Below are 19,379 nucleotides of genomic sequence, written 5' to 3' on the forward strand. Positions count from 1 at the left end.
TCAGCGGTGCCGGGCGGCCTGCTCGGGTGGGGACCCCCGCCGACCCTCCGCAGCCGGCGACGCCGCGCGCGCCGGCGCGGTCGGCCCGGGCAGCCGCAGGCTGACCAGCAGCGCGAGCAGCGGCAGCGGCAGCAGGGCGGCCAGCGACCACGCCAGGCCGTGCGCGTCGGCCAGCACCCCGAAGAGGGGTGTCACGGCCCCGCCGGCCGAGACGGCCAGGCCCAGGGTGACACCCGAGGCCGTGCCGACCCGGTTGGGGAGCAGCTCCTGCCCGAGCGTGGTCTGCACGGAGAAGGGCAGGTAGAGCCCGACGCCCAGCAGGACGGCGGCGGCGAACGCGACCGGCCAGGACGGCGCGACGACGAGCAGGACCAGACCGGGGACGGCGACCGCGTAGCCCAGCCGGATGGCCGGCACCCGGCCCCACCGGTCGGCGAGCCAGCCGCCGGCGAGGGTGCCGACCGCGCCGACGCCGAGGAACGTGGCCAGCGCCGCGGAGCCGGCCGAGGCCGGAACGCCGAAGCGGTCGATGACGTACAGCGCGACCAGGGACGACACCCCGAAGTAGAGGACCGAGCGGATCACCACCAACCCGGTCAGCCAGCCGAACGACCGCCAGTCGTCGTCTCGCTCCGGCGTGCGGCCGGACGCGCCGCCCGGGCGCGGACGGGCGCGGGCCCGGCGGCCGAGGGCCAGCAGGACGGCGGCCGTGACCAGGGCCGGCAGCGCCAGCAGGGGCGTCCCCGCCACGCCGTACGCCAGCAGGACGGGCGTGACCACGACCGGGCCGAGGGCGAGGCCGGCGTTGCCGCCGACGGCGAACCAGCTCATCCCCTGCGCGGAGGCTCCGGCGGCAGCGCGGGCCGCCCGGGCCGCGGCGGGGTGGTAGGCGGCCACGCCGAGGCCGGAGAGGGCCACCGCCGCCCACGTCCACCAGTAGGAGTTCCCGAGGCCGGCCAGCCCGATGCCCACCCCGGCGACCAGCAGGCCCACCGCGGGCAGCCAGGGCAGGGGGCGGCGGTCGGCCAGGACGCCGAAGGCCGGCTGCACCACCGACGACAGCACGGTGGCGGCCAGGGTGATCCCGGTGGCGGCGGCGTAGGAGTAGCCGCGTTCGAGCACCAGGAACGGCAGCAGCGCGGGCACCGCTCCCTGGTACAGGTCGTCCACCACGTGGCTGACGGTCAGCAGGCCCAGCCCGCGGCGGTCGACCACGCCCCCGTCCGAGGCCGGTCGGCCGCCCCGGTGCCCACTCCGCACCAGGGAACCGTGGACGCGCGGCCGCCGGCCGTCAACCGGCCGGGGGTCAGGGCGCGGCGGGTGCGGGCTCCTCCGGCGCGTCGGTCAGCTCCCAGGGCCGGACGACGGTCACCAGCACCGCGATCGCCAGCACCAGCGCCGCCAGGATGACCGTGCCCATCGCCGCAGCGTCGTTGCCCAGCAGGCCGACGACCGGGGACACCGCGGCGCCGACGCCGAACTGCACCGCACCCAGGAGCGCCGCGGCCGAGCCGGCCGCCTCCCCGTGCCGCGACAGCGCCAGGGCAGGGGCGTTGGGCAGCGCCAGGCCGGAGGCGAAGAGCATCGCCCACAGCGGGACGACGACGCCGGGCAGCCCGCCGGTGCCGGTGAGCGCCAGGGCCAGCAGCACCGCGCCGGAGAGGGCCCCGGCGACGACGCCCGCCACGAGCACCTGGGCCGGCGCCCAGCGCTTCAGCACCACCGGGTTGAGCTGGGTGGCCGCGATCAGCCAGACGGCGCCGGCGCCGAACAGCAGCCCGAACTGCTGCTCGTCGAGGCCGTACTGCCGCTGGAAGACGAAGGAGGACCCGGAGACGTAGCTGAACAGCCCGGCCATCGTGAGGCCCGCGACGAGCACCAGGCCGACCAGCGTGCGGTCGCGGAGCAGGCCCCGGTAGGTGTGCAGCGTGCCGGCGACCCCGCGGGTGCTCCGGCGGGACGGCGGCAGCGTCTCGCGCAGGCCGAGCGCGCCGACGGCCAGCAGCAGCAGGCCGTAGACCGCGAGGACGGCGAAGATGCCGCGCCAGCTGGTGAACCGCAGCAGCTCCCCGCCGAGGGTCGGCGCCAGCACGGGCGCGGCACCGAGCACCAGGAAGAGGCGGGACAGCATGGTGGCGGCGGCCCGTCCGGTGAACAGGTCGCGGACGATCGCCATGGCGACCACCGCGCCGGCCGCGGTGCCCACGCCCTGCAGCACCCGCAGCGCGCCGAGCACCTCGATGGTGGGGGCGACCAGGACCAGCGCGGACGCCACCACGTACAGCGCCGTCCCGGCCAGCAGCGGCCCCCGCCGCCCGAACGCGTCGGACAGCGGGCCGAGCACCAGCTGGCCGAGGGCCAGGCCGATGAGCGTGCCGGTGAGGGTCAGCTGGACCATCGCCGACGTCGTCCCCAGCTCCGCCGTGATGGTCGGCAGCGCGGGCAGGTACATGTCGATGGTCAGCGGCCCGATGGCGACGAAGGCGCCGAGGAGGAGCGCCAGCAGCGCCCGGTTGGGCGGCGCGGCCGCGGTCGTCGGTGCGAGCGGCGCAGCGTCAGCGCGGTCCTGCAAGTCGGTCACGGTCGTCCATTCGTCGAGCGGTGTCACGGGCGGCCCACGCTGGCCAGACGGAAGGGGCCAAGGCGGGACCGGCGCCGTCCATTCCGGGACGACGCCGGTTCCTCGTCACACCCCGAGCGGCTGGCGGGCCGCGGCGACCGCCCGGCGGGTGTCCTCGACGACGAGGTCGTGGTTGACCTGCGCCGCTGCGGACGCCCCTGCCGCCGCGGCCGCTCCGACCTGGGCGGCCAGGTCGGTGACGTTGCCGGCGACCCAGACACCGGGGACGTCGCTGCGCCCGGTGGCGTCGGCGGCGAGGTGCTCCCCCATCCCCGAGGGGTGCGGCACCGGGGTGAGGCCGAGCCCGGCCAGGAAGCCGGTGCGGGCCACCATCCGCGACTGGACGGTGACCGCCTGGCGCTCGACCACCGTGCCGTCGGCCAGCCGCACGCCGACGAGGCGGTCGCCGGCCAGCTCCAGCCCGGCCACCCGGCCGGTCACCACGGGGATGCCCAGGGCGGCCAGCTGCTCGGCCTGCTCTCCGGCCGGTGCCGGCTCGGTGTGCGCGAAGAGGACGACGTCGGCGCTGAGCCGGCGGAACAGCAGCGCCTGGTGCACCGCCATCGGCCCGCAGGCCAGCACGCCGATGGCCTGGTCGCGCACCTCCCAGCCGTGGCAGTACGGGCAGTGCAGCACGTCCCGTCCCCACCGCTCGCGCAGCCCGGGGACGTCGGGCAACTCGTCGACCAGCCCGGTGGTGACCAGCAGCCGGCGCGCGCGGGTGGTGCGCCCGTCGGCCAGGCCGACGGTGAACCCGTCGCCGTCGCGGGTCGCGGTGGCGACCTCGCCGTCGACCACCGAGCCGCCGTAGGAGCGGACCTCGGCGCGCCCGCGCGCGAGGAGCTCGGCGGGCGACATGCCCTCGCGGGCCAGCAGGCCGTGCACGCCGGCCGCCGGCGCGTTGCGGGGCGCGCCCGCGTCGACCACCACCACGGACCGCCGCGAGCGGGCCAGCATCAAGGCCCCGTTCAGCCCTGCGGCACCGCCGCCGACCACCACGACGTCGTACTCGTCCCTCAGTTCATCGGTCACCGTGACCACCTCCGCGGCAACGGTGCGACCGCAGACCCGGCTACGGCAAGGTTTGTTGCCGGTCCGGCAAGGTCCCGGACCGCCGATCGGGCCCTCAGGTGCCGCAGAAGGTCCGGTAGGGGCCGGTGTCCCCCGGCGCGGGTGCCGCGTAGCGCTCGAGCCCCGGCCGCTGCTCGTAGGGGCTGGCCAGCACCTCCAGCAGCCGCTGCAGCGGCGCCAGGTCGCCGTCGGTCGCGGCCGTCAGGGCCTCCTCGACGAGGTGGTTCCGGGGGGTGTAGACGGGGTTGGTCCGGTCCATCAGCTCGGGGTCCGGGCCGAGGGCGAGCCACCGCTCGAGCCACGCGTCGAACCGCGCGAGGTCCACCACGACGAGGCGGGCGGGCTCGGCGTCGCCGCGGGCCGCGGTGCCGAGCGCGCGGAGGAACGACGTGAGGTCGACGCGGCTCTCCTGCATCAGGGCGTGCAGGTCCTCGACGAGTGCCGTGGCCACCTCGTCGTCCGGGCCGTCGGGCAGGCCGAGCTTGGCCCGCATGCCTGCCGACCAGGCCGCGTTGTACTGCGGGCGGAACCGCTCGAGCGCCTCGACCGCGAGGGCCACGGCCTGCTCCTGGTCGTCGGAGAAGAGGGGCAGGAGCGTCTCGGCGAAGCGTGCGAGGTTCCACTCGGCCACGATCGGCTGGTTGCCGTAGGCGTAGCGCCCGCCGAGGTCGATCGAGCTGTAGACGGTGGCCGGGTCGTACGCGTCCAGGAACGCGCAGGGCCCGTAGTCGATGGTCTCGCCGGAGATCGTCGTGTTGTCGGTGTTCATGACCCCGTGCACGAAGCCGACCAGCATCCACCGGGCGACCAGGGACGCCTGGGCCGCCACGACGGCGTCGAACAGGGCGAGGTACGGCTGCTCGGCGTCCGCCGCGGCGGGGTGGTGCCGGGCGATCGCGTGGTCGGCGAGCCGGCGGAGCAGGTCGACGTCCCCCGTGGCCCGGGCGTACTGGAAGCTGCCGACGCGCAGGTGGCTGCTGGCCACCCGGGCCAGGACGGCGCCCGGCAGCAGGGTCTCCCGGCGCACCGGCCGGCCGGTCGCGACCACGGCGAGGGAGCGCGTGGTCGGGATGCCGAGGGCGTGCATCGCCTCGCTGACCACGTACTCGCGCAGCATCGGCCCGACCGCGGCCAGCCCGTCGCCGCCCCGCGAGAACGGCGTGCGGCCCGACCCCTTGAGGTGCAGGTCGCGCAGCCGGCCCTCGACGTCGGTCAGCTCGCCGAGCAGCAGCGCCCGGCCGTCGCCGAGACGCGGGACGAACCCGCCGAACTGGTGCCCGGCGTAGGCCTGCGCGACCGGCTTCGCGCCGTCGGGCACGGCGGTGCCGACCAGCAGGCGCACGCCCTCGGGGCTGCGCAGCGCACCGGGGTCGAGGCCGAGCTCGGTGGCCAGCGCGTCGTTCAGCACGAGCAGGCGCGGGTCCGGCGCCTCGTCGGCCCGCCACGGGACGGCCATCTCCGGCAGCTCACGGGCGAAGCGGTCGTCGAACGACACGGTCGGTGCGGGGGCGACGCTCACACGGTGGACAGCACGCCCGGCACCGCCGGTGTTCCCGTGGACCGCCAGCCGGTGGTGGACGGGTCGGCCCGACACCGGACACCGGTCTCGCGGGCAGGAACCTCACACCCCGGTGCCCCGTGCACAACAAGGTGGCCGCCACCCGAGTAGCGTGGGGTCGCGCCGGGCCGCCCCCGCTCCCCCGGCGCGGACGGCGAGCACTCGTCACACGCGGATCCCGGGTACGGGCTTCGGGGCTGAGCTCAACCGGGGTCCGGCGAGCCGGAGAGGGACGCCGATGTCCCCGGAACGACAGCCACACCCATCCGCCGTCGGTGAGGTCCTGGAGTACCTGGGCCGGCCGTCGGGACGTGAGCAGCCGATGGAGGAGGCGCTGCAGCGCGTCACCGACCTGGCCAGGACGGTGCTGCCCGGCAACCCCGAGGCCTCGGTCACCCTGGTGGTCCGGGAGCACCCGTCCACCGTCGTGGCCACCGGCCTCCTCGCCGTGGAACTGGACGAGGGCCAGTACGAGTGCGGTCTGGGCCCCTGCCTGCACGCCGCCGGGACGGGGCAGCTCGTGGACGTCCCCGACACGCGTACCGAGACCCGCTGGCCGGAGTACGCGCGGCGCGCCGCCGAGCACGGCACCCTGAGTTCCCTGTCGGTGCCGCTGGTCATCGACGCTCCGCAGGTGTCGGGAGCGCTCAACCTCTACGCGCAGCGGACGAAGGGCTTCGACGAGGTGAGCCGGTCGACCGCCACGCGGTTCGGGCACTACGCCGCGGTCGTCGCCGGGAACCTGTCCCGCTACCGACGCGCCGTGGAGCGGGCGGACCACCTGGAGGCGGCGCTCGCGTCACGGGCGGTCATCGAGCGGGCCAGGGGCATGCTCATGGAGCGCCACGGGGTGACCCCCGACGGGGCCTTCCGCATCCTGGCCCGGGCGTCGATGCACACCCACAGCACGGTGCGCCGCCTGGCCGAGCACCTGGTCCACACCGGCGAACTCCGCTGCCGGTAGGTCCGCACCGGCCGGGGACGGAGCGGCAGCCACCACGGGCTGCGCAGCCGGCCGCGGCAGGCGAGCGCCGCCGTCGGACCGGCTCAGCGGACTGGCGCCGGCCACTCGCGGACCCGGTCGTCAACCGGCCGCACCGCCTATAGTCCTGGCCGCCGGTTCCGCGGGATGACATCGGGGCACCCCGTCGTGCAGCCCGGCCGGCGGCGAGATGCGGGAGGCGACGTGCCGCACCCGACCACCTCGCTGGTGCGGACGACCTGGCTGATGCTGGCGCTCGGTGCGCTCTACGCGCTCACCCTCGTGCCGGGGGTGCGCCCCACGCCCGGCTACCAGGTGGGTCTCGACTGGTGGCTCAACATGGCCGTCGACGGACTCGTCATCCTCGTTCTCGCGCTGCGCGTCCTGGCCGACCGGACGGACCGGGCGGCCTGGTCCTTCATGACCGCGGGGCTCGTGGCCGCCTTCGCCGGCAGCACCAGCTACTTCGCGTACTACCAGCACCTCGAACCGGTCCCGAGCCCGTCGTGGGCCGACGCCGGGTGGTTGCTCTTCTACACCCTGCTCGCCGTCGGGCTGGTCCTGCGGCTGCGCACCCGGGCCCGCAGCATGCCGTTCAGCCTCTCGCTGGACGGGCTGATCGCCGGCCTGACGGCCGCGGCCCTGGCGGAGAACTACGTCGACGGCGCGGACGTGCCCCTCGGCGCGGACGGTGTCGGGACGCTGACCACGGCCTACCCGCTCACCGACCTGCTCCTGCTGGCCCTGGCGGTCGCCGCGCTCGCCATGCTCGGGAGGGGTGCCGGCTGGTCCTGGTGGCTGCTGTGCGCGTCGTTCGTGACCTTCTTCGTGACCGACGCGGTCTACGCGGGCCTGGTGGCGGACGACGCCTACGTCGGGGGCGAGCCGGTCGACCTGGGGTGGCTGCTGGCCCGGCTGCTGCTGGCCGGTGCGGCGCTGGCGTCCCTGCGCTCGGTGGAGTCCCGGACCGTGGACCTGCAGGGGGTCACCGTCCTGGTCCTGCCCGGCGTCTGCGGCCTCGCCGTCCTCGGGCTGCTGTTCCACGGCAGCGTGTCCGGGATCAGCCCCTTCGCCGCGGTCCTCGCGCTGGCCGCCGGCGTGCTCATGGTCGGTCGGACGGCCCTGACGTTCCGGGAGCTGCGCGTGCTCACCGAGGCCCGCCAGCGCGCGCTGAGCGAACGCCTCGTCGAGGCCCAGGACGACGAGCGGGCCCGCATCGCCGCCGACGTCCACGACGACTCGGTCCAGGCGCTGGCGGCCGTGGACCTGCGCCTGGGCGCCCTCCGGAACCGGTTGCGCGCGCGGGCGCCGGAGGAGGCCGCCGGGGTCGAGACGGTGGTGGACGCCGTCCACGGCGCGAGCGTGCGGCTGCGCGCCCTGCTGTTCGAGCTGGAGACGCCGGTCCTCGACGCGTCGCTGACCGACGGGCTGCGCGACGCGGCGGCCCAGGTGTTCGAGGACGGCGACGTCGCGTGGTCGGTCGAGGAGCGCGGGCAGGCGCCGCTCCCGCAGCAGGTGCGGGTGTCGGCGTACCGGATCGCCCGCGAGGCGATGGTCAACGCCCGCAAGCACGCACGGGCCCGCCAAGTCACCGTGACCGTCGACGCGACCGGTCGCGGCGTGGAGGTGCACGTCGTGGACGACGGCAGGGGGGTCGACGCCACCGCGTCGGCGCGCTCAGGACGCCGGCACTCCGGTGTGGTCGCGATGCGCGACCGAGCGCTGGCGTCGGGCGGGTGGTGGCGGTCCCGGCCCGGACCGGGCGGTGCCGGCACCGCCGTGTCGTTCTTCCTCCCCCTGCCGGGCGCGGGAGTCGCCGGCGACCCGTCGGCAGGCCCGGGGCTAGGGGCAGAGCAGCCGGCGGACCAGGTCGGCCGCGCCGGGCACGCCCACGACGAGGTGGCCCTGCACGCACCGGCGCAGCAGCACGGGGAGGTCGCCGGCGAGGCTGCCCTTGAGCAGGTAGGCGGATCCGCCGGCCGCCAGCACGCGCGTCCACGTCGCCGGGTCCGCCTGCGCTGACAACCCGGCGACGACCGGCCGGTGGGGCAGCGCGACCAGTCGGCGGACCAGCTCCGGGCCGCCTCCCGGCATCCGCACGTCGGTCAGGACGAGTGCCGCGCGGTGCTCGCGAGCCGCCGCCACCGCGGCGTCGCCGTCGGCCACCTCCGCCACGACGCGGAAGCCCGGCTCCTGTCCCAGCAGCCCGGCCACGGCGGATCCGATCCGGGGGTCGTCGTCGGCGATCACGACGGTGATCTCGCCGCGGACTGGGGTCACCAGGAGCACGCTGGCGCAGCCCGCTCCGGTTGTCGTGATGCGCGCGCACCGCCCGGGTAGTGCACCCGCACCAGACGATCACCCGCTCGGTGCGTGGCAGACTCCGAGAGTGACCCGGTCCGGAACTCCCGACGGGCCCTTCCCGGCCACGGTGCGGGTCCTGGTCATCGACGACCACCAGATGTTCGCCGCCAGCCTCGCCCAGGCCCTGCAGTCCGAGCCGGACCTGCTCGTCGTCGGGCAGGGGACGTCGATCGCCGCGGCGCGGGACCTGATGGCGTCGACCGCGCCGGACGTCGTCCTCCTGGACCACCGCCTGCCCGACGGCGACGGTGTGGGGGCGATCGCCGGGCTGCACGCCGTCCGGCCCTCCGCGAAGATCGTGGTGCTGACCGCCACGACCTCCGATCGAGTCCTCGTCACCGCCATGGAGGCCGGTGCCGCGGGGTTCATCGCCAAGACGCAGCGGCTGGACGACGTCATCGAGGGCGTGCGGGCTGCGGCCCAGGGCGAGTCCGTGGTCAGCGCCAAGCTGCTCACCCGGCTCCTGCCCCGCCTGCACCGGCAGAGCGGCGGCAGCAGGGCCCAGCTGACCGAGCGGGAGCACGAGATCCTCGACCTGCTGGCGCGTGGGCTGTCCAACGCCGACATCGCCCGGCAGTTGACGATCAGCGTGCACACGGTCCGGAACCACGTGGCGAACCTCTCGGCCAAGCTCGGCGCGCACTCCAAGCTCGAGGTCCTGTCGATCGCCGTCCGGGACGGCCTGGTCGACGGCATCTGACCGCCGTCCGGGTGCCGGCGCTAGTGCGAGCGCACCAGGCGGTTGGCACGGGTGCACCTGGTCACGGCTCCGCCGCCGCAACAGGCTGGAGGGTGGTCGGTGCGCGTCCGCGCGCCGGGTCACCACCGACACGGGAGCAGTCACGTGGCCAGGACACAGCACGGAGCGGAGGCGCCGGCCGACGCCGAGGACGACGCCGGGCACCCGCACACCGCGGCTGCCGCGCGCGACAGGACGGCCACGGGCGTCCCCGGCGCCGGCGGACCGCCGACCGCGCTGCTCACCTGCTCGCTGTCCGGCACGGTGCTGACGGCCGGCGCCGCGCTCGGCCGGTCGTCCGGCCGACCCCTGGGTCAGGTGCTCGGCGTCCCGCTGCACGAGCTGCTGCACGAGTGCTCCCACGCCCTGCTGCAGTACGTGCTGCGGGTGGCACGCGGCGGCGCGGGGTCCGGGTCCGCGACCTTCCGGCTGCGGCACGCCGACGGCCACCTCGTCGACGTGCCCACGTCCTGGTCGGTGCTGGCCGGCGCGAGCGCGGACGCCACCCAGCTGGTGTTCGTCCACGCCGGCGGAGCGGTCGCGGACCTGACCTACGGCCCGCGGGCCAGGCCGCAGCTGGGAGCCGCCGCGTTCCCGGACGGACCGCGGCAGCAGCCGGACCGCCCGCAGCTCCTCGACGCGGTGGCCGAGCCCTTCCACGTCGACGACGCCACGGTGCAGCTCACGGCGTCCATCGGCGTCGCCGTCGCTCCTGCGCAGCCGGCGGTCCCGGCGACGGACCTGCTGCGCCACGCCGACACGGCCGTGCACGCCGGGAAGAGCGCCGGCCGCAACCGGGTGCACGTCTTCGAGCAGACGCTGGACGAGGACGTGGAACACCGGCATGCGCTGACCACCGACCTGCCGGCGGCGCTCGCGGACGGAGCGGTCCACCTGGAGTACCAGCCGATCGTGGACCTGCGGTCGGGGGCCGTGGTCGGCCTGGAGGCCCTGGCCCGCTGGACGCACCCGGAACGCGGCCCGGTGCCGCCCAGCAGCTTCGTGACCGTCGCGGAGCTCAGCGGGCTGGCGCCCGAGCTCGACCGGTGGGTCCTCCGGCAGGCCCTGCAGGACGTGGCCCGTCTCCGCCGGGCGGACGTCGTGCCCCGGGACGCCTACCTCGCCGTGAACCTGTCGGCCGCCAGCCTGACCGGGACCTCCGTCCTCGACGACCTGATCAGCTCGACCGAGGCGTCCGGCCTGCCCGCCACCCAGCTGGTCCTCGAGATCACCGAGACGGCGATCATGCAGGACACCGAGGTCGCGGTGCGGCTGCTGCGGGAGCTCCGCGAGCACGGCTTCCGGGTCGCGATGGACGACTTCGGTACGGGGTACAGCTCGCTGGCCCACCTGCGCGACCTGCCCGTCTCCGCGCTGAAGATCGACCGCAGCTTCGTCGCGGACATCGCGGAGCAGCGGGACGCCCTGGCCATCGTCGCGTGGATCGTCGACCTCGCCCGGGCCGTGGGTGTCGCCGTCGTCGCCGAGGGCGTCGAGACCGCCGAGCAGGTCGCGCTGCTCAAGGAACTGGGCTGCGTCACCGCGCAGGGCTGGTTCTGGGGTCCCGCCGTGCCGGTGGACGCGCTGCTGGGCCGGCGCGCGTGGAGCCCGTTGACGACGACGGTGGCCCCGGTCGCCGCTCCGAGGACGCCGCAGCGCGACGCCGGCGTGTCGCAGGGTCCCCAGAGGCTGCTCGAGCTGCACCGGGACGGCGCGTCCGCCACCACCATCGCCGCGACCCTCAACGCCGAGAGGCTCCGCACCCCGACGGGGGTGCGCTGGCACGGGGCCGGCGTCGCCCGCGTCCTCGCCCACCGGATCCGGCGGTGCGCCGGCCCGCCCGACGCCGTCGCCGGCCCGAGGCGCCTGGCGTGGCGCTGAGGCTCGGCCGGGGACGACGGACTGGTGGCCGTGCGAGCCGGGAGAGCACGGGGAGGCACCGGCCTGGAACCGGGTGAGCGGGTCACCTGAGCGGACCGCCCGCGCCGTCGACGGGCAGCGGCTGTCGGCTGGGTGGACGGGCGGCCCGCCGGCTCCGACCGTCCGCGCGGCTGCCGCCTCGGCTCCGGGCAGCTCCACGCCCTCGCCGCCGGACGTGGACGACCTGCGGTCGACGGGCCGGCACGAGGCGTCGCCCGGTAGCCGTCGGGTCGGAGCGCTCACCCGGCCCCGGAGGCGGTCCGGCCCCGCACCACGAGCCTGACCGACGACCGCGTCGGCGTGGCCGCCGCCGTCCGGCTGACCGCGTGCGGCGGAGGGAATCCTGACGCCGGCCGGCCGGGACGTCGGGACCACCTCGCCGACGAACGCGCGCTCCGACGCCGGAGGACCTGGAAATGCGCTTGCCCTCGAGCGCACTCGAGGTCGCATGCTGACGGCATGACTGCGCGCGGGACCACCGCTGTCGAACTGTCGGTACCCAGGAACAGGATCCCCGCATGAACGCCGCACCTGCGGTCGAGGCGATCGACCTGGTCAAGCACTTCGGCGAGACCCGAGCCGTCGACGGGGTGAGTTTCGTGGTCCCGGAGGGCTCGGTCCTCGGCCTGCTGGGGCCCAACGGGGCGGGCAAGACCTCCCTGGTGCGGATGCTGACCACGTTGAGCGTCCCCACGAGCGGGACGGGTCGGGTGGCCGGTTTCGACATCCTGAGGCAGCCGACCGAGGTCCGCCGCAGCCTGGGCCTCACGGGTCAGGCGGCGACCGTCGACGAGATCCTCACCGGACGGGAGAACCTCAAGCTGATCGGCAGTCTCTACGGCCTGCCCAGGACGTTCGTCCGGGAGGCGACCGAGCGGCTCTTCGCCCGCTTCGACCTCACCGACGCGGCCGACCGGATGGCGAAGACGTACTCCGGCGGGATGCGTCGCCGCCTCGACCTGGCGGTGAGCCTGCTGGCGGCACCGCCGATCCTCTTCCTGGACGAGCCCACGACGGGCCTGGACCCGCAGAGCCGGTCGGGGCTGTGGGCGGTCCTCCGGGAGCTGGTGAGCGAGGGCACCACGCTCGTCCTGACGACGCAGTACCTGGAGGAGGCCGACCACCTGGCCGACGAGATCGTCGTGGTGGACAAGGGCAGGGTCATCGCCGCCGGCACGCCGACGCAGCTCAAGGACCAGGCGGGCCGGGCCAGCGTCGTCGTCACCCTGACCCACGCCGCTGATCTCGACCGGGCGGCGGAGCTCATGAACTCCTGCTGCCAGGAGGTGCACGTCGAGCGGGGCAGCCGGCGGCTGACCGCACAGGCCGGCGGGCTCGGCGACATGACGCGCATCGCGGCGGTCTTCGAGACCAGCGGCATCGAACTGGACGACCTGGGTCTGGCCCGGCCGAGCCTGGACGACGTCTTCCTGCACCTCACCGGGCACCGGGCCGAGGACGCCTCGGACCTGACGAACGAGGGAGTCACCCCGTGACCGCCGTCCAGGCCACCCGGGCACCGGCCGCCCGACCGCCCATCTCCCCGCCGTCCCTGCTGCGGGCGTCGTCGACCATCGTGTGGCGCAACCTGCTGCACATCCGGCGGATGCCCGAGATGCTGCTCGACGTCACGGTCCAGTCGGTGATGTTCGTGCTGCTGTTCGCCTACGTGTTCGGTGGCGCGATCGCGGTGCGGGGCGCCGACTACAAGGAGTTCCTGCTCCCCGGGATCATGGTCCAGACCATGGTGTTCTCCTCCGCCATCGTGGCCATGGGCCTCACCAACGACCTGCAGAAGGGGATCGTCGACCGGTTCAAGTCGCTGCCCATCGCGCGGTCGGCTGTCCTGGTCGGCCGGAGCATCTCCAGCCTGATCCACTCCAGCATCGGCGTCGCCGTGATGGCCCTCACCGGCCTGCTGATCGGCTGGCGGATCCGCAACGGGGTCGTGGACGGGGTGCTCGCCTTCCTGCTCCTGCTGCTGTTCGGCTTCGCGCTGATCTGGCTCGGCATCTGGGTCGGGTCGATGATGCGCACCGTCGAGGCAGTGCAGGGCTTCATGTTCACGGTGATGTTCCCGCTGACCTTCGTCGCGAACACCTTCGCGCCGCCGGAGAGCATGCCCGCATGGCTGCGGGCGATCGCCGAGTGGAATCCCGTCTCCGCGGTCACCCAGGCCTGCCGGGAGCTGTGGGGCAACAGCCCGCCTGCGGCGCCGGATGCCGCGTGGCCGCTGCAGAACCCGGTCGCGGTGTCGATCGCCTGGTCGGTCATCCTCACGGCGGTCTTCGCGCCGCTCGCCGTCTCGGCATTCCGTCGCCGTTCCCGCGACTGAGCCGAGACCGGTGCCGAGCAGCGGTGCAGTGGCGGATCGGACGGAGGCTCCCGGCTCCGTCTGCCTGAGCGCCCCGCTGTGGGACACCCGACGTCAGCGCCGTCGTCACGGGAGCTCGGTCCAGGACGACGGCTGAGGGGGTCGCAACGCCTAGGGACGTCGGACGGCGTAGCGCAGCAGGACGACACCGTTGCCGAACCGCCGGTCCTCCACCAGCTCCAGGTCGGTCGGGTCGTCGGCGGTGTCGAACAGCCGTCGACCGCGGCCGATGACGACCGGGTTGACGTAGAGCCGGTACTCGTCGACCAGGTCCAGCCGGCGGAAGGTCTCGACCAGGTCGACCCCGCCGAGCGTCATGTCGCCGCCGGGCTGCTGCTTCAGCGCGCGGATCTCGTCGGGGTCCACCTCTGCCCGCAGCGAGGCGTTGGGGCCGACCTCCTGCAGCGTGCGGGAGAACACGATCTTCGGCACCGCCCGCCAGATGCCGGCGAACTCCCGCATGACCGGCGGGTGGTCCGGGTCCTGGTCGGCGGCCGGCCAGAACGCCTCCATGAGCTCGTAGGTGACCCGGCCCTCCATGAAGGCGCTGTTGGTCGCGAGCTGCTCGTTGAAGTGCGCGTGCAGCTCCTCGTCGACGCGGTGCCAGCTCAGGTCGTGGTCCGGCCCCTCGAAGTAGCCGTCCAGCGACAGCATCATGTGCACGACGATCTTCCGCATGCGTCCTCCTGGTCCACGATCCGGTCCGGGAGCTCGGACCGGCGGACGCGGACGATCTCATCGGTCCCGCGGGGCGCCTGGGCCACCTGCCGCGGTGGCCGCCGTGCTCGGACGAGTTTCGGACCCTGTGCGGGCCGACGCCCGCCTCCGACTGCACTCCTGCGGGTCGGAGGCGGGCGACGGACGAGTCGGCCTGTACGCCGGGTTCTGTCCACGGGTGCCTCACGGCATCCCGATGGGCGGTCATCCATCTAGGCCTGCCGTTGCCGGCAGGCTCCAGCGGTCCACCCGCAGGCATCGGGCGGGCAGCCCTCGAACGCCTGCGCAGGACGGCGGTGCGACCGTCGTCCCTCTCGACCTTGCTCCGGGTGGGGTTTACCGAGCCGCACCGGTCACCCGGTGCGCTGGTGGTCTCTTACACCACCGTTTCACCCTCACCGACGGCGTGCCGCCGGCGGTCTGTTCTCTGTGGCACTGTCCCGCGGGTCACCCCGGGTCGCCGTTAGCGACCACCCTGCCCTGTGGAGCCCGGACGTTCCTCGGCGACGGGGTCTCCCCCGTCGACGCGACCGCCCGGCCGACTCGTCCGTCGTGCCGCCCATCCTAGTGCCGGCCGGTCGTGGCGAGGTCCATGGCCTCGTCACCGCATCGGCGTGCCGCCATGACGATGCGGCCGTGATCCGCGGGCTCCCTCGACGCCGTGCTCCTCACGGTTGCCCTCCATCGGCCTACGGCTCCAGCCGCTCGAGATGGGCCTCATGGGTTTGGTGGTGCTGCCCGTCCTCGGATCGACGCTCGTCCCGATCGTCGGAGCGCAGCGCCGAGACGACCTCCCTGAGCTGCTCGGTCCGCGGGTCACCGACCTGACGGCCGAGGACCGGCCTGCCGCTCACCGACCGCCGCCCGCGCCAACCGCTCGGCGTCGTCCACGGGCGGCCGGACCGTCTCCCCGACCACCGGCCGCGCCTGACCTCCGCATCAGCTCGGGTAGCGAGCGACAGGGGCGTCCCGCGGGGCACCTTCTCCTGCGGGCAGTTCCGGACACGTCCGCTCGTAGGCCATCCCGGGAGCCAACTGCTCCCACTCGGTCATGGAGAGGTTCCGGCTGACCATCGTGCAGCCGGCCTCGACCCAGGACGTGAACTCGGTGTCCCACAACCGCACCAGGCCGTCACGGCTACCGGTCGCCACCCACCGGCCTCCCGGGCTGAACTCCACTCCTCGTATCTCGTCCCGGTGTCCCGTCAGCGACGGGCCGTGAGCCTGCCCGGTCGCCACGTCCCACAGCCGCAGCGTCCGATCGTCCGCCACGCTCGCCAGCAGCCGACCGTCCGGGCTGAACGCCACGCTCAGCACGGTGTTGGTGTGCCCCCTCAGCGGCTCCCCGTGCGGCTGCCCGGACGCGACGTCCCACAGGCGGACGGTGTTGTCCGTGCTGCCCGAGGCCATCAGGCGGCCGTCGGGGCTGAACGCCACGTCCTGCACGTAGCCGGTGTGGCCGGCCAGCGGCTCACCGCGGGGCTCTCCCGTCGACACGTCCCACAGCCGCACCGTCTGGTCCCCACTGGCACTGGCCAGCAGCTCCCCGTCCGGGCTGAACACCACCCCACTCACCCAGTCGGTGTGACCGGTCAACGGCTCACCGCGGGGCTCTCCCGTCGCCACGTCCCACAGCCGCACCGTCCGGTCCTCGCCCGCGCTGGCCAGCAGGTGCCCGTCCGGGCTGAACGCCACCTTGAGCACCCAGTCGGTGTGACCGGTCAACGGCTCACCGCGGGGCTCACCGGTCGCCACGTCCCACAGCCGCACCGCCTGGTCATCACCTCCGCTGGCCAGCAGGTCCCCGTCCGGGCTGAACGCCACCCCGTTCACCCAGTCGTTGTGACCGACCAGCGGCTGACCGGTCGGCTGGCCGGTCGACACGTCCCACAGCTGCACCGTCTGGTCGGCACTGGCGCTCGCCAGCAGGTCCCCGTCCGGGCTGAACACCACCTCGTTCACCACGTGGGTGTGGCCGGCGAGCGCCTGACTGACGGAGGACGTCTCGGTCACGTCCCAGATCCGCGCCGTCTGGTCGAGGCTCACGCTGGCGACCCGGGACCCGTCCGGGCTGAACGCCACGCCGTCCGCCCACATGGTGTGGCCGACCAGCGGCTGCGAGTAGGGCTGCCCCGACGCGGTGTCCCACAGCTGCACCGTCCCGTTCTGGGTCGCGCTGACCACCAACCCGCCGTCGGGGCTGAACGCCACCGCCCAGACCGGCCCCGAGTAGCCACCGAGCGGCTGCCCCAGGGGCTGCCCGGTGACCGCGTCCCACAGCTGCACGAACCGGTCGGCACTGGCGGTCGCCAGCAGTGTCCCGTCGGGGCTGAAGGCCACTCCGCGGACCTCCTCCTCGTGCCCGGTCAACGGCTCCCCCCGAGGCTGTCCGGTCGCCACGTCCCACAGCCGCAGCGTCCGGTCGACGCCGACGGTCGCCAGCCGGGTGCCGTCCGGGCTGAAGGCCACGTCGCGGACCTCGTCCGTGTGCCCGATCAGTGGCGGGCCCTGCGGTCGGCCGGTCGCCACGTCCCACAGCCGCAGCGACCGGTCGGCACCCGCCGTCGCCAGCAGGCTCCCGTCGGGACTGAACGCGACCGCCCACAGCCCCGCGGCATGGCCGGTGAGCGGTTGGCCGTGCGGTTGCCGGGTCGCCACGTCCCACAGCCGCAGTGTCTGGTCGCCACCGGCGGTGGCCATCAGAGTGCCGTCCGGGCTGAACACCACGTCCCTGACGGCGGCCGTGTGCCCGGTCAGCGGATCGCCGACCGGCCGGCCGGAGTCGGCCTCCCACAGCCGCACGGTCCGATCCCCGCTGCTGGTGGCCAGCAGCCGACCGTCCGGGCTGAACGCCACCCCCCACACCGGGCCGGTGTGGCCGCTGAGGAGCTGGGACGTGTGCGTCATCTGGGCCAGGCCGGTGATCAGCCCGTCCGGCGGCATGGGGTCCGGCTGCTCGCCGCCGGCCAGGCTCATGCTCTGCAGGCCGGCGAGGATCGCCGTGTCGGGCTTGCCCTGGACGAGGTCGCCGGACTCGGCCGCGATCTGGCGGGACATGGCCAGGCGCGCCTGCCCCTGCGCCTCGCGGTTCTGGTGCAGGGCCAGTCCCCCTGCGGCGACGGCTGCCACCAGCAGGACCGCCAGACCGGCGGCCAGCACGCGCAGCCGCCGGTTCGAGCGCCGGGCCGTCTCCAGCTCGCGCGCGGCCAGCGCCCGGCTGGCCTGCAGGTACTGGCTCTCGACCGGTCCGAGCTCGCGGACGTGTTCGTCGGCCCACTCGCCGATGGCCGCGAGTCGCCCGCCGCGCAGCAGGTAGGACTCGTCGCGGTTGCCGTGCTTCCAGTCAGCGGCGTGCCGCTCCAGTTCGGACCGCAGCTGGAGGTCGAACCGGTCGGCCTCGACGGCCTCCCGCAGCGGAGGCCACTGCCGCAGCAGGGCCTCGTGGGCGACCTCGACCACGGCAGCTCCGGCGACCTGCCCACCGGGTGGAGCGGACGGTTCGTCGTGACTGACGAGCAGCCGGGCATCGACGAAGGCGTCGACGACCGCGCGCTCCTCGTCGCCCAGCGCGTCGCAGGACACCCGGCGTCGGGTCGTCTCCCCCTCCGGGCTGACCGTGACGAGCTTGAGCAGGGTGGGGACGACGTGGGCGCCGAGCCCACGACGGGAGAGCTCGTCGCAGACGCGGTCCGCGTGGCGCTGGAGCGCACCGACCACACCGCCCACGGCGTCGTACTCGGCCAAGTCCATCCGGCCGTCGGGCCCGGCCCGCTCCGCCAGCTCTCGCAGGGTGTAGGCCAGCAGCGGCAGGGCGTCCCCGCCGGCGGTGTCCTCCACCATCCGCTCGACCAACCCGGCCTGCAGGTCCATCCCCGCCCGCTGGGCCGGCCGGGCGATGACCTCGGCGAGCCGGCCGCGGCCGAGTGGTTCCACCACGAGGGGGTCGTCGATCACCTCGGCGAGCCCGGCCCGCTCCGGGGCGGTGGCGAGGAACTCGGAGCGGACGGAGGCGACCACCCACAGGGGCGTGTCCTCACCGAGCGCACCGTCCAGGAGCCTGAGGAACGACTGCTGCTCTCGTGTTCCGCAGACGGTGACCAGTTCCTCGGCCTGGTCGATCACCACCAGCGAGGCCGGCTGACCGGTTCCCTTCCCGGCCAGATCGGCCAGCTCCCGGGCGAGGAGGACCAGCCCCTCCGGCCCACGGCCGAGGACGCCCTCGACGTCGGCGGTGGAACGGGGGTGTCCGCGCTCGGTGAAGGCCTCGGCCAGGCAGTTGGCCAGGTGGTGGGTGGGGCGGCTCCCCGGTCGCAGCGGCGGCACGAGGACCCAGTTCGTCGGCGACCGGGCGAGCCGGGGCAGCAGCCCGGCGCGCAGGAGCGAGGACTTACCGCTCCCGGACGGGCCGACGACGGCCACGAACCGGCCTGCGCCGTGCTGCAGGGTCGGGTGCAGCAGCTCGAGCAACCGCTCGGTCTCCCGTTCCCGGGCGAAGAAGACCGCGGCGTCCTCCGGGTCGAAGGGAGCCAACCCCGGGTAGGGCGACCGGTTCGGGTCCCAGGAGAACGCATCCGCCGGGTCGAGACCTGCCGCCCGCAGACCCGCCAGGAGCTTGAGCAGTCCAGGCGGCCGGCCGGTTCCGTCCCGGTCGGGCCCGTCGGAGGCGAGATCGGCGTCGGTCACGTCGATCCACTGCACGTCCGCCAGCAGTGGGAGTCGCACCCCGGGCTCGAGACCCAGGGGGAAGACGGGATGCCCCAACGACCGCGCCAGACTGAGCTCCGCGAAGCACCACCGGGACGCCGTCGCGGCGTGACTCGCGAGGAAGACCACGGCCTCGGTACGACGCAGCTGGGCGTACAGCTCGCGTTCCCAGTTCCGCCCCGCTGGTATGCCGTCTTCTGGGTCGAAGTCCACGAACACCGTGGTGAAACCGGCTCGCCGCAGCCAGCTGCTCACTCGCTCCGTCGCGACCCAGTCCTGGTTGCTGTGACTGATGAACAGAGCAGGCATCGGGTCCCCCTCCATCCGGGG

The 19,379-nt window shown here is 74.6% G+C and carries 12 protein-coding genes, 1 other RNA gene and 1 pseudogene; 6 read left to right on the forward strand and 8 right to left on the reverse strand.

Annotation, left to right across the window (positions count from 1 at the left end):
* The 4 genes from BMW27_RS06505 to BMW27_RS06520 form a co-directional block, all read right to left on the reverse strand.
* Nucleotides 1–1,215, reverse strand: a complete 1,215-nt coding sequence (locus BMW27_RS06505) for an MFS transporter (RefSeq protein WP_091440840.1) — start codon at nt 1,213–1,215, stop codon at nt 1–3.
* 91 nt (nt 1,216–1,306) lie between these two features.
* Nucleotides 1,307–2,581, reverse strand: a complete 1,275-nt coding sequence (locus BMW27_RS06510) for a multidrug effflux MFS transporter (protein WP_175486386.1) — start codon at nt 2,579–2,581, stop codon at nt 1,307–1,309.
* A gap of 105 nt (nt 2,582–2,686) precedes the next feature.
* On the reverse strand, nt 2,687–3,652 hold the full coding sequence (locus BMW27_RS06515; protein ID WP_091441505.1) for an NAD(P)/FAD-dependent oxidoreductase: 966 nt from the start codon (nt 3,650–3,652) through the stop codon (nt 2,687–2,689).
* 94 nt (nt 3,653–3,746) lie between these two features.
* Nucleotides 3,747–5,210: a protein adenylyltransferase SelO gene (locus tag BMW27_RS06520; protein ID WP_091441509.1), complete on the reverse strand. Its 1,464-nt coding sequence runs from the start codon at nt 5,208–5,210 to the stop codon at nt 3,747–3,749.
* Nucleotides 5,211–5,487: 277 nt separating this feature from the next.
* Between BMW27_RS06520 and BMW27_RS06525 the strand changes: the two genes are divergently transcribed.
* Both BMW27_RS06525 and BMW27_RS24475 read left to right on the forward strand, forming a co-directional pair.
* On the forward strand, nt 5,488–6,213 hold the full coding sequence (locus BMW27_RS06525) for a GAF and ANTAR domain-containing protein (RefSeq protein WP_091440844.1): 726 nt from the start codon (nt 5,488–5,490) through the stop codon (nt 6,211–6,213).
* A 1,122-nt stretch (nt 6,214–7,335) separates the two neighbouring features.
* Nucleotides 7,336–8,022, forward strand: a pseudogene (locus BMW27_RS24475) (sensor histidine kinase); the annotation flags it as partial.
* Nucleotides 8,023–8,073: 51 nt separating this feature from the next.
* Here BMW27_RS24475 and BMW27_RS23890 read toward each other — a convergent pair.
* A complete protein-coding gene (locus BMW27_RS23890; protein WP_245743338.1) occupies nt 8,074–8,511 on the reverse strand; it encodes a response regulator in 438 nt (145 codons plus the stop codon).
* A 109-nt stretch (nt 8,512–8,620) separates the two neighbouring features.
* Between BMW27_RS23890 and BMW27_RS06540 the strand changes: the two genes are divergently transcribed.
* From BMW27_RS06540 to BMW27_RS06555, 4 genes are all read left to right on the forward strand, one after another.
* The gene (locus tag BMW27_RS06540) at nt 8,621–9,295 is read left to right on the forward strand and encodes a response regulator (RefSeq protein ID WP_175486387.1); all 675 of its coding nucleotides are present in this window, start codon (nt 8,621–8,623) and stop codon (nt 9,293–9,295) included.
* 144 nt (nt 9,296–9,439) lie between these two features.
* Nucleotides 9,440–11,215, forward strand: a complete 1,776-nt coding sequence (locus BMW27_RS06545) for a sensor domain-containing protein (protein ID WP_175486388.1) — start codon at nt 9,440–9,442, stop codon at nt 11,213–11,215.
* 557 nt (nt 11,216–11,772) lie between these two features.
* On the forward strand, nt 11,773–12,750 hold the full coding sequence (locus BMW27_RS06550) for an ATP-binding cassette domain-containing protein (RefSeq protein ID WP_091440863.1): 978 nt from the start codon (nt 11,773–11,775) through the stop codon (nt 12,748–12,750).
* The gene (locus tag BMW27_RS06555; RefSeq protein ID WP_091440867.1) at nt 12,747–13,589 is read left to right on the forward strand and encodes an ABC transporter permease; all 843 of its coding nucleotides are present in this window, start codon (nt 12,747–12,749) and stop codon (nt 13,587–13,589) included. Before BMW27_RS06550 ends, BMW27_RS06555 begins: the two co-directional genes overlap by 4 nt.
* Nucleotides 13,590–13,739: 150 nt before the next feature.
* Here the strand turns inward: BMW27_RS06555 and BMW27_RS06560 are convergent, their stop codons facing one another.
* From BMW27_RS06560 to BMW27_RS06570, 3 genes are all read right to left on the reverse strand, one after another.
* A complete protein-coding gene (locus BMW27_RS06560; RefSeq protein ID WP_091440870.1) occupies nt 13,740–14,306 on the reverse strand; it encodes a dihydrofolate reductase family protein in 567 nt (188 codons plus the stop codon).
* Nucleotides 14,307–14,486: 180 nt separating this feature from the next.
* Nucleotides 14,487–14,891: RNase P RNA component class A (rnpB, locus tag BMW27_RS06565), an RNA gene on the reverse strand.
* A 393-nt stretch (nt 14,892–15,284) separates the two neighbouring features.
* The gene (locus BMW27_RS06570) at nt 15,285–19,358 is read right to left on the reverse strand and encodes an nSTAND1 domain-containing NTPase (RefSeq protein WP_175486389.1); all 4,074 of its coding nucleotides are present in this window, start codon (nt 19,356–19,358) and stop codon (nt 15,285–15,287) included.
* Between the last annotated feature and the right edge of the window lie 21 nt (nt 19,359–19,379).

This window comes from Geodermatophilus poikilotrophus (assembly GCF_900111455.1).
In the GTDB taxonomy this organism is placed as follows: Bacteria; Actinomycetota; Actinomycetes; order Mycobacteriales; family Geodermatophilaceae; genus Geodermatophilus; species Geodermatophilus poikilotrophus.

Excerpts from the sequence above, each read along its gene's own strand:
- BMW27_RS06525 (WP_091440844.1), top strand. The coding sequence starts at position 5,488 with ATGTCCCCGGAACGACAGCCACACCCATCCGCCGTCGGTGAGGTCCTG.
- BMW27_RS06550 (WP_091440863.1), top strand. The coding sequence starts at position 11,773 with ATGAACGCCGCACCTGCGGTCGAGGCGATCGACCTGGTCAAGCACTTC.
- BMW27_RS06560 (WP_091440870.1), bottom strand. The coding sequence starts at position 14,306 with ATGCGGAAGATCGTCGTGCACATGATGCTGTCGCTGGACGGCTACTTC.
- BMW27_RS06570 (WP_175486389.1), bottom strand. The coding sequence starts at position 19,358 with ATGCCTGCTCTGTTCATCAGTCACAGCAACCAGGACTGGGTCGCGACG.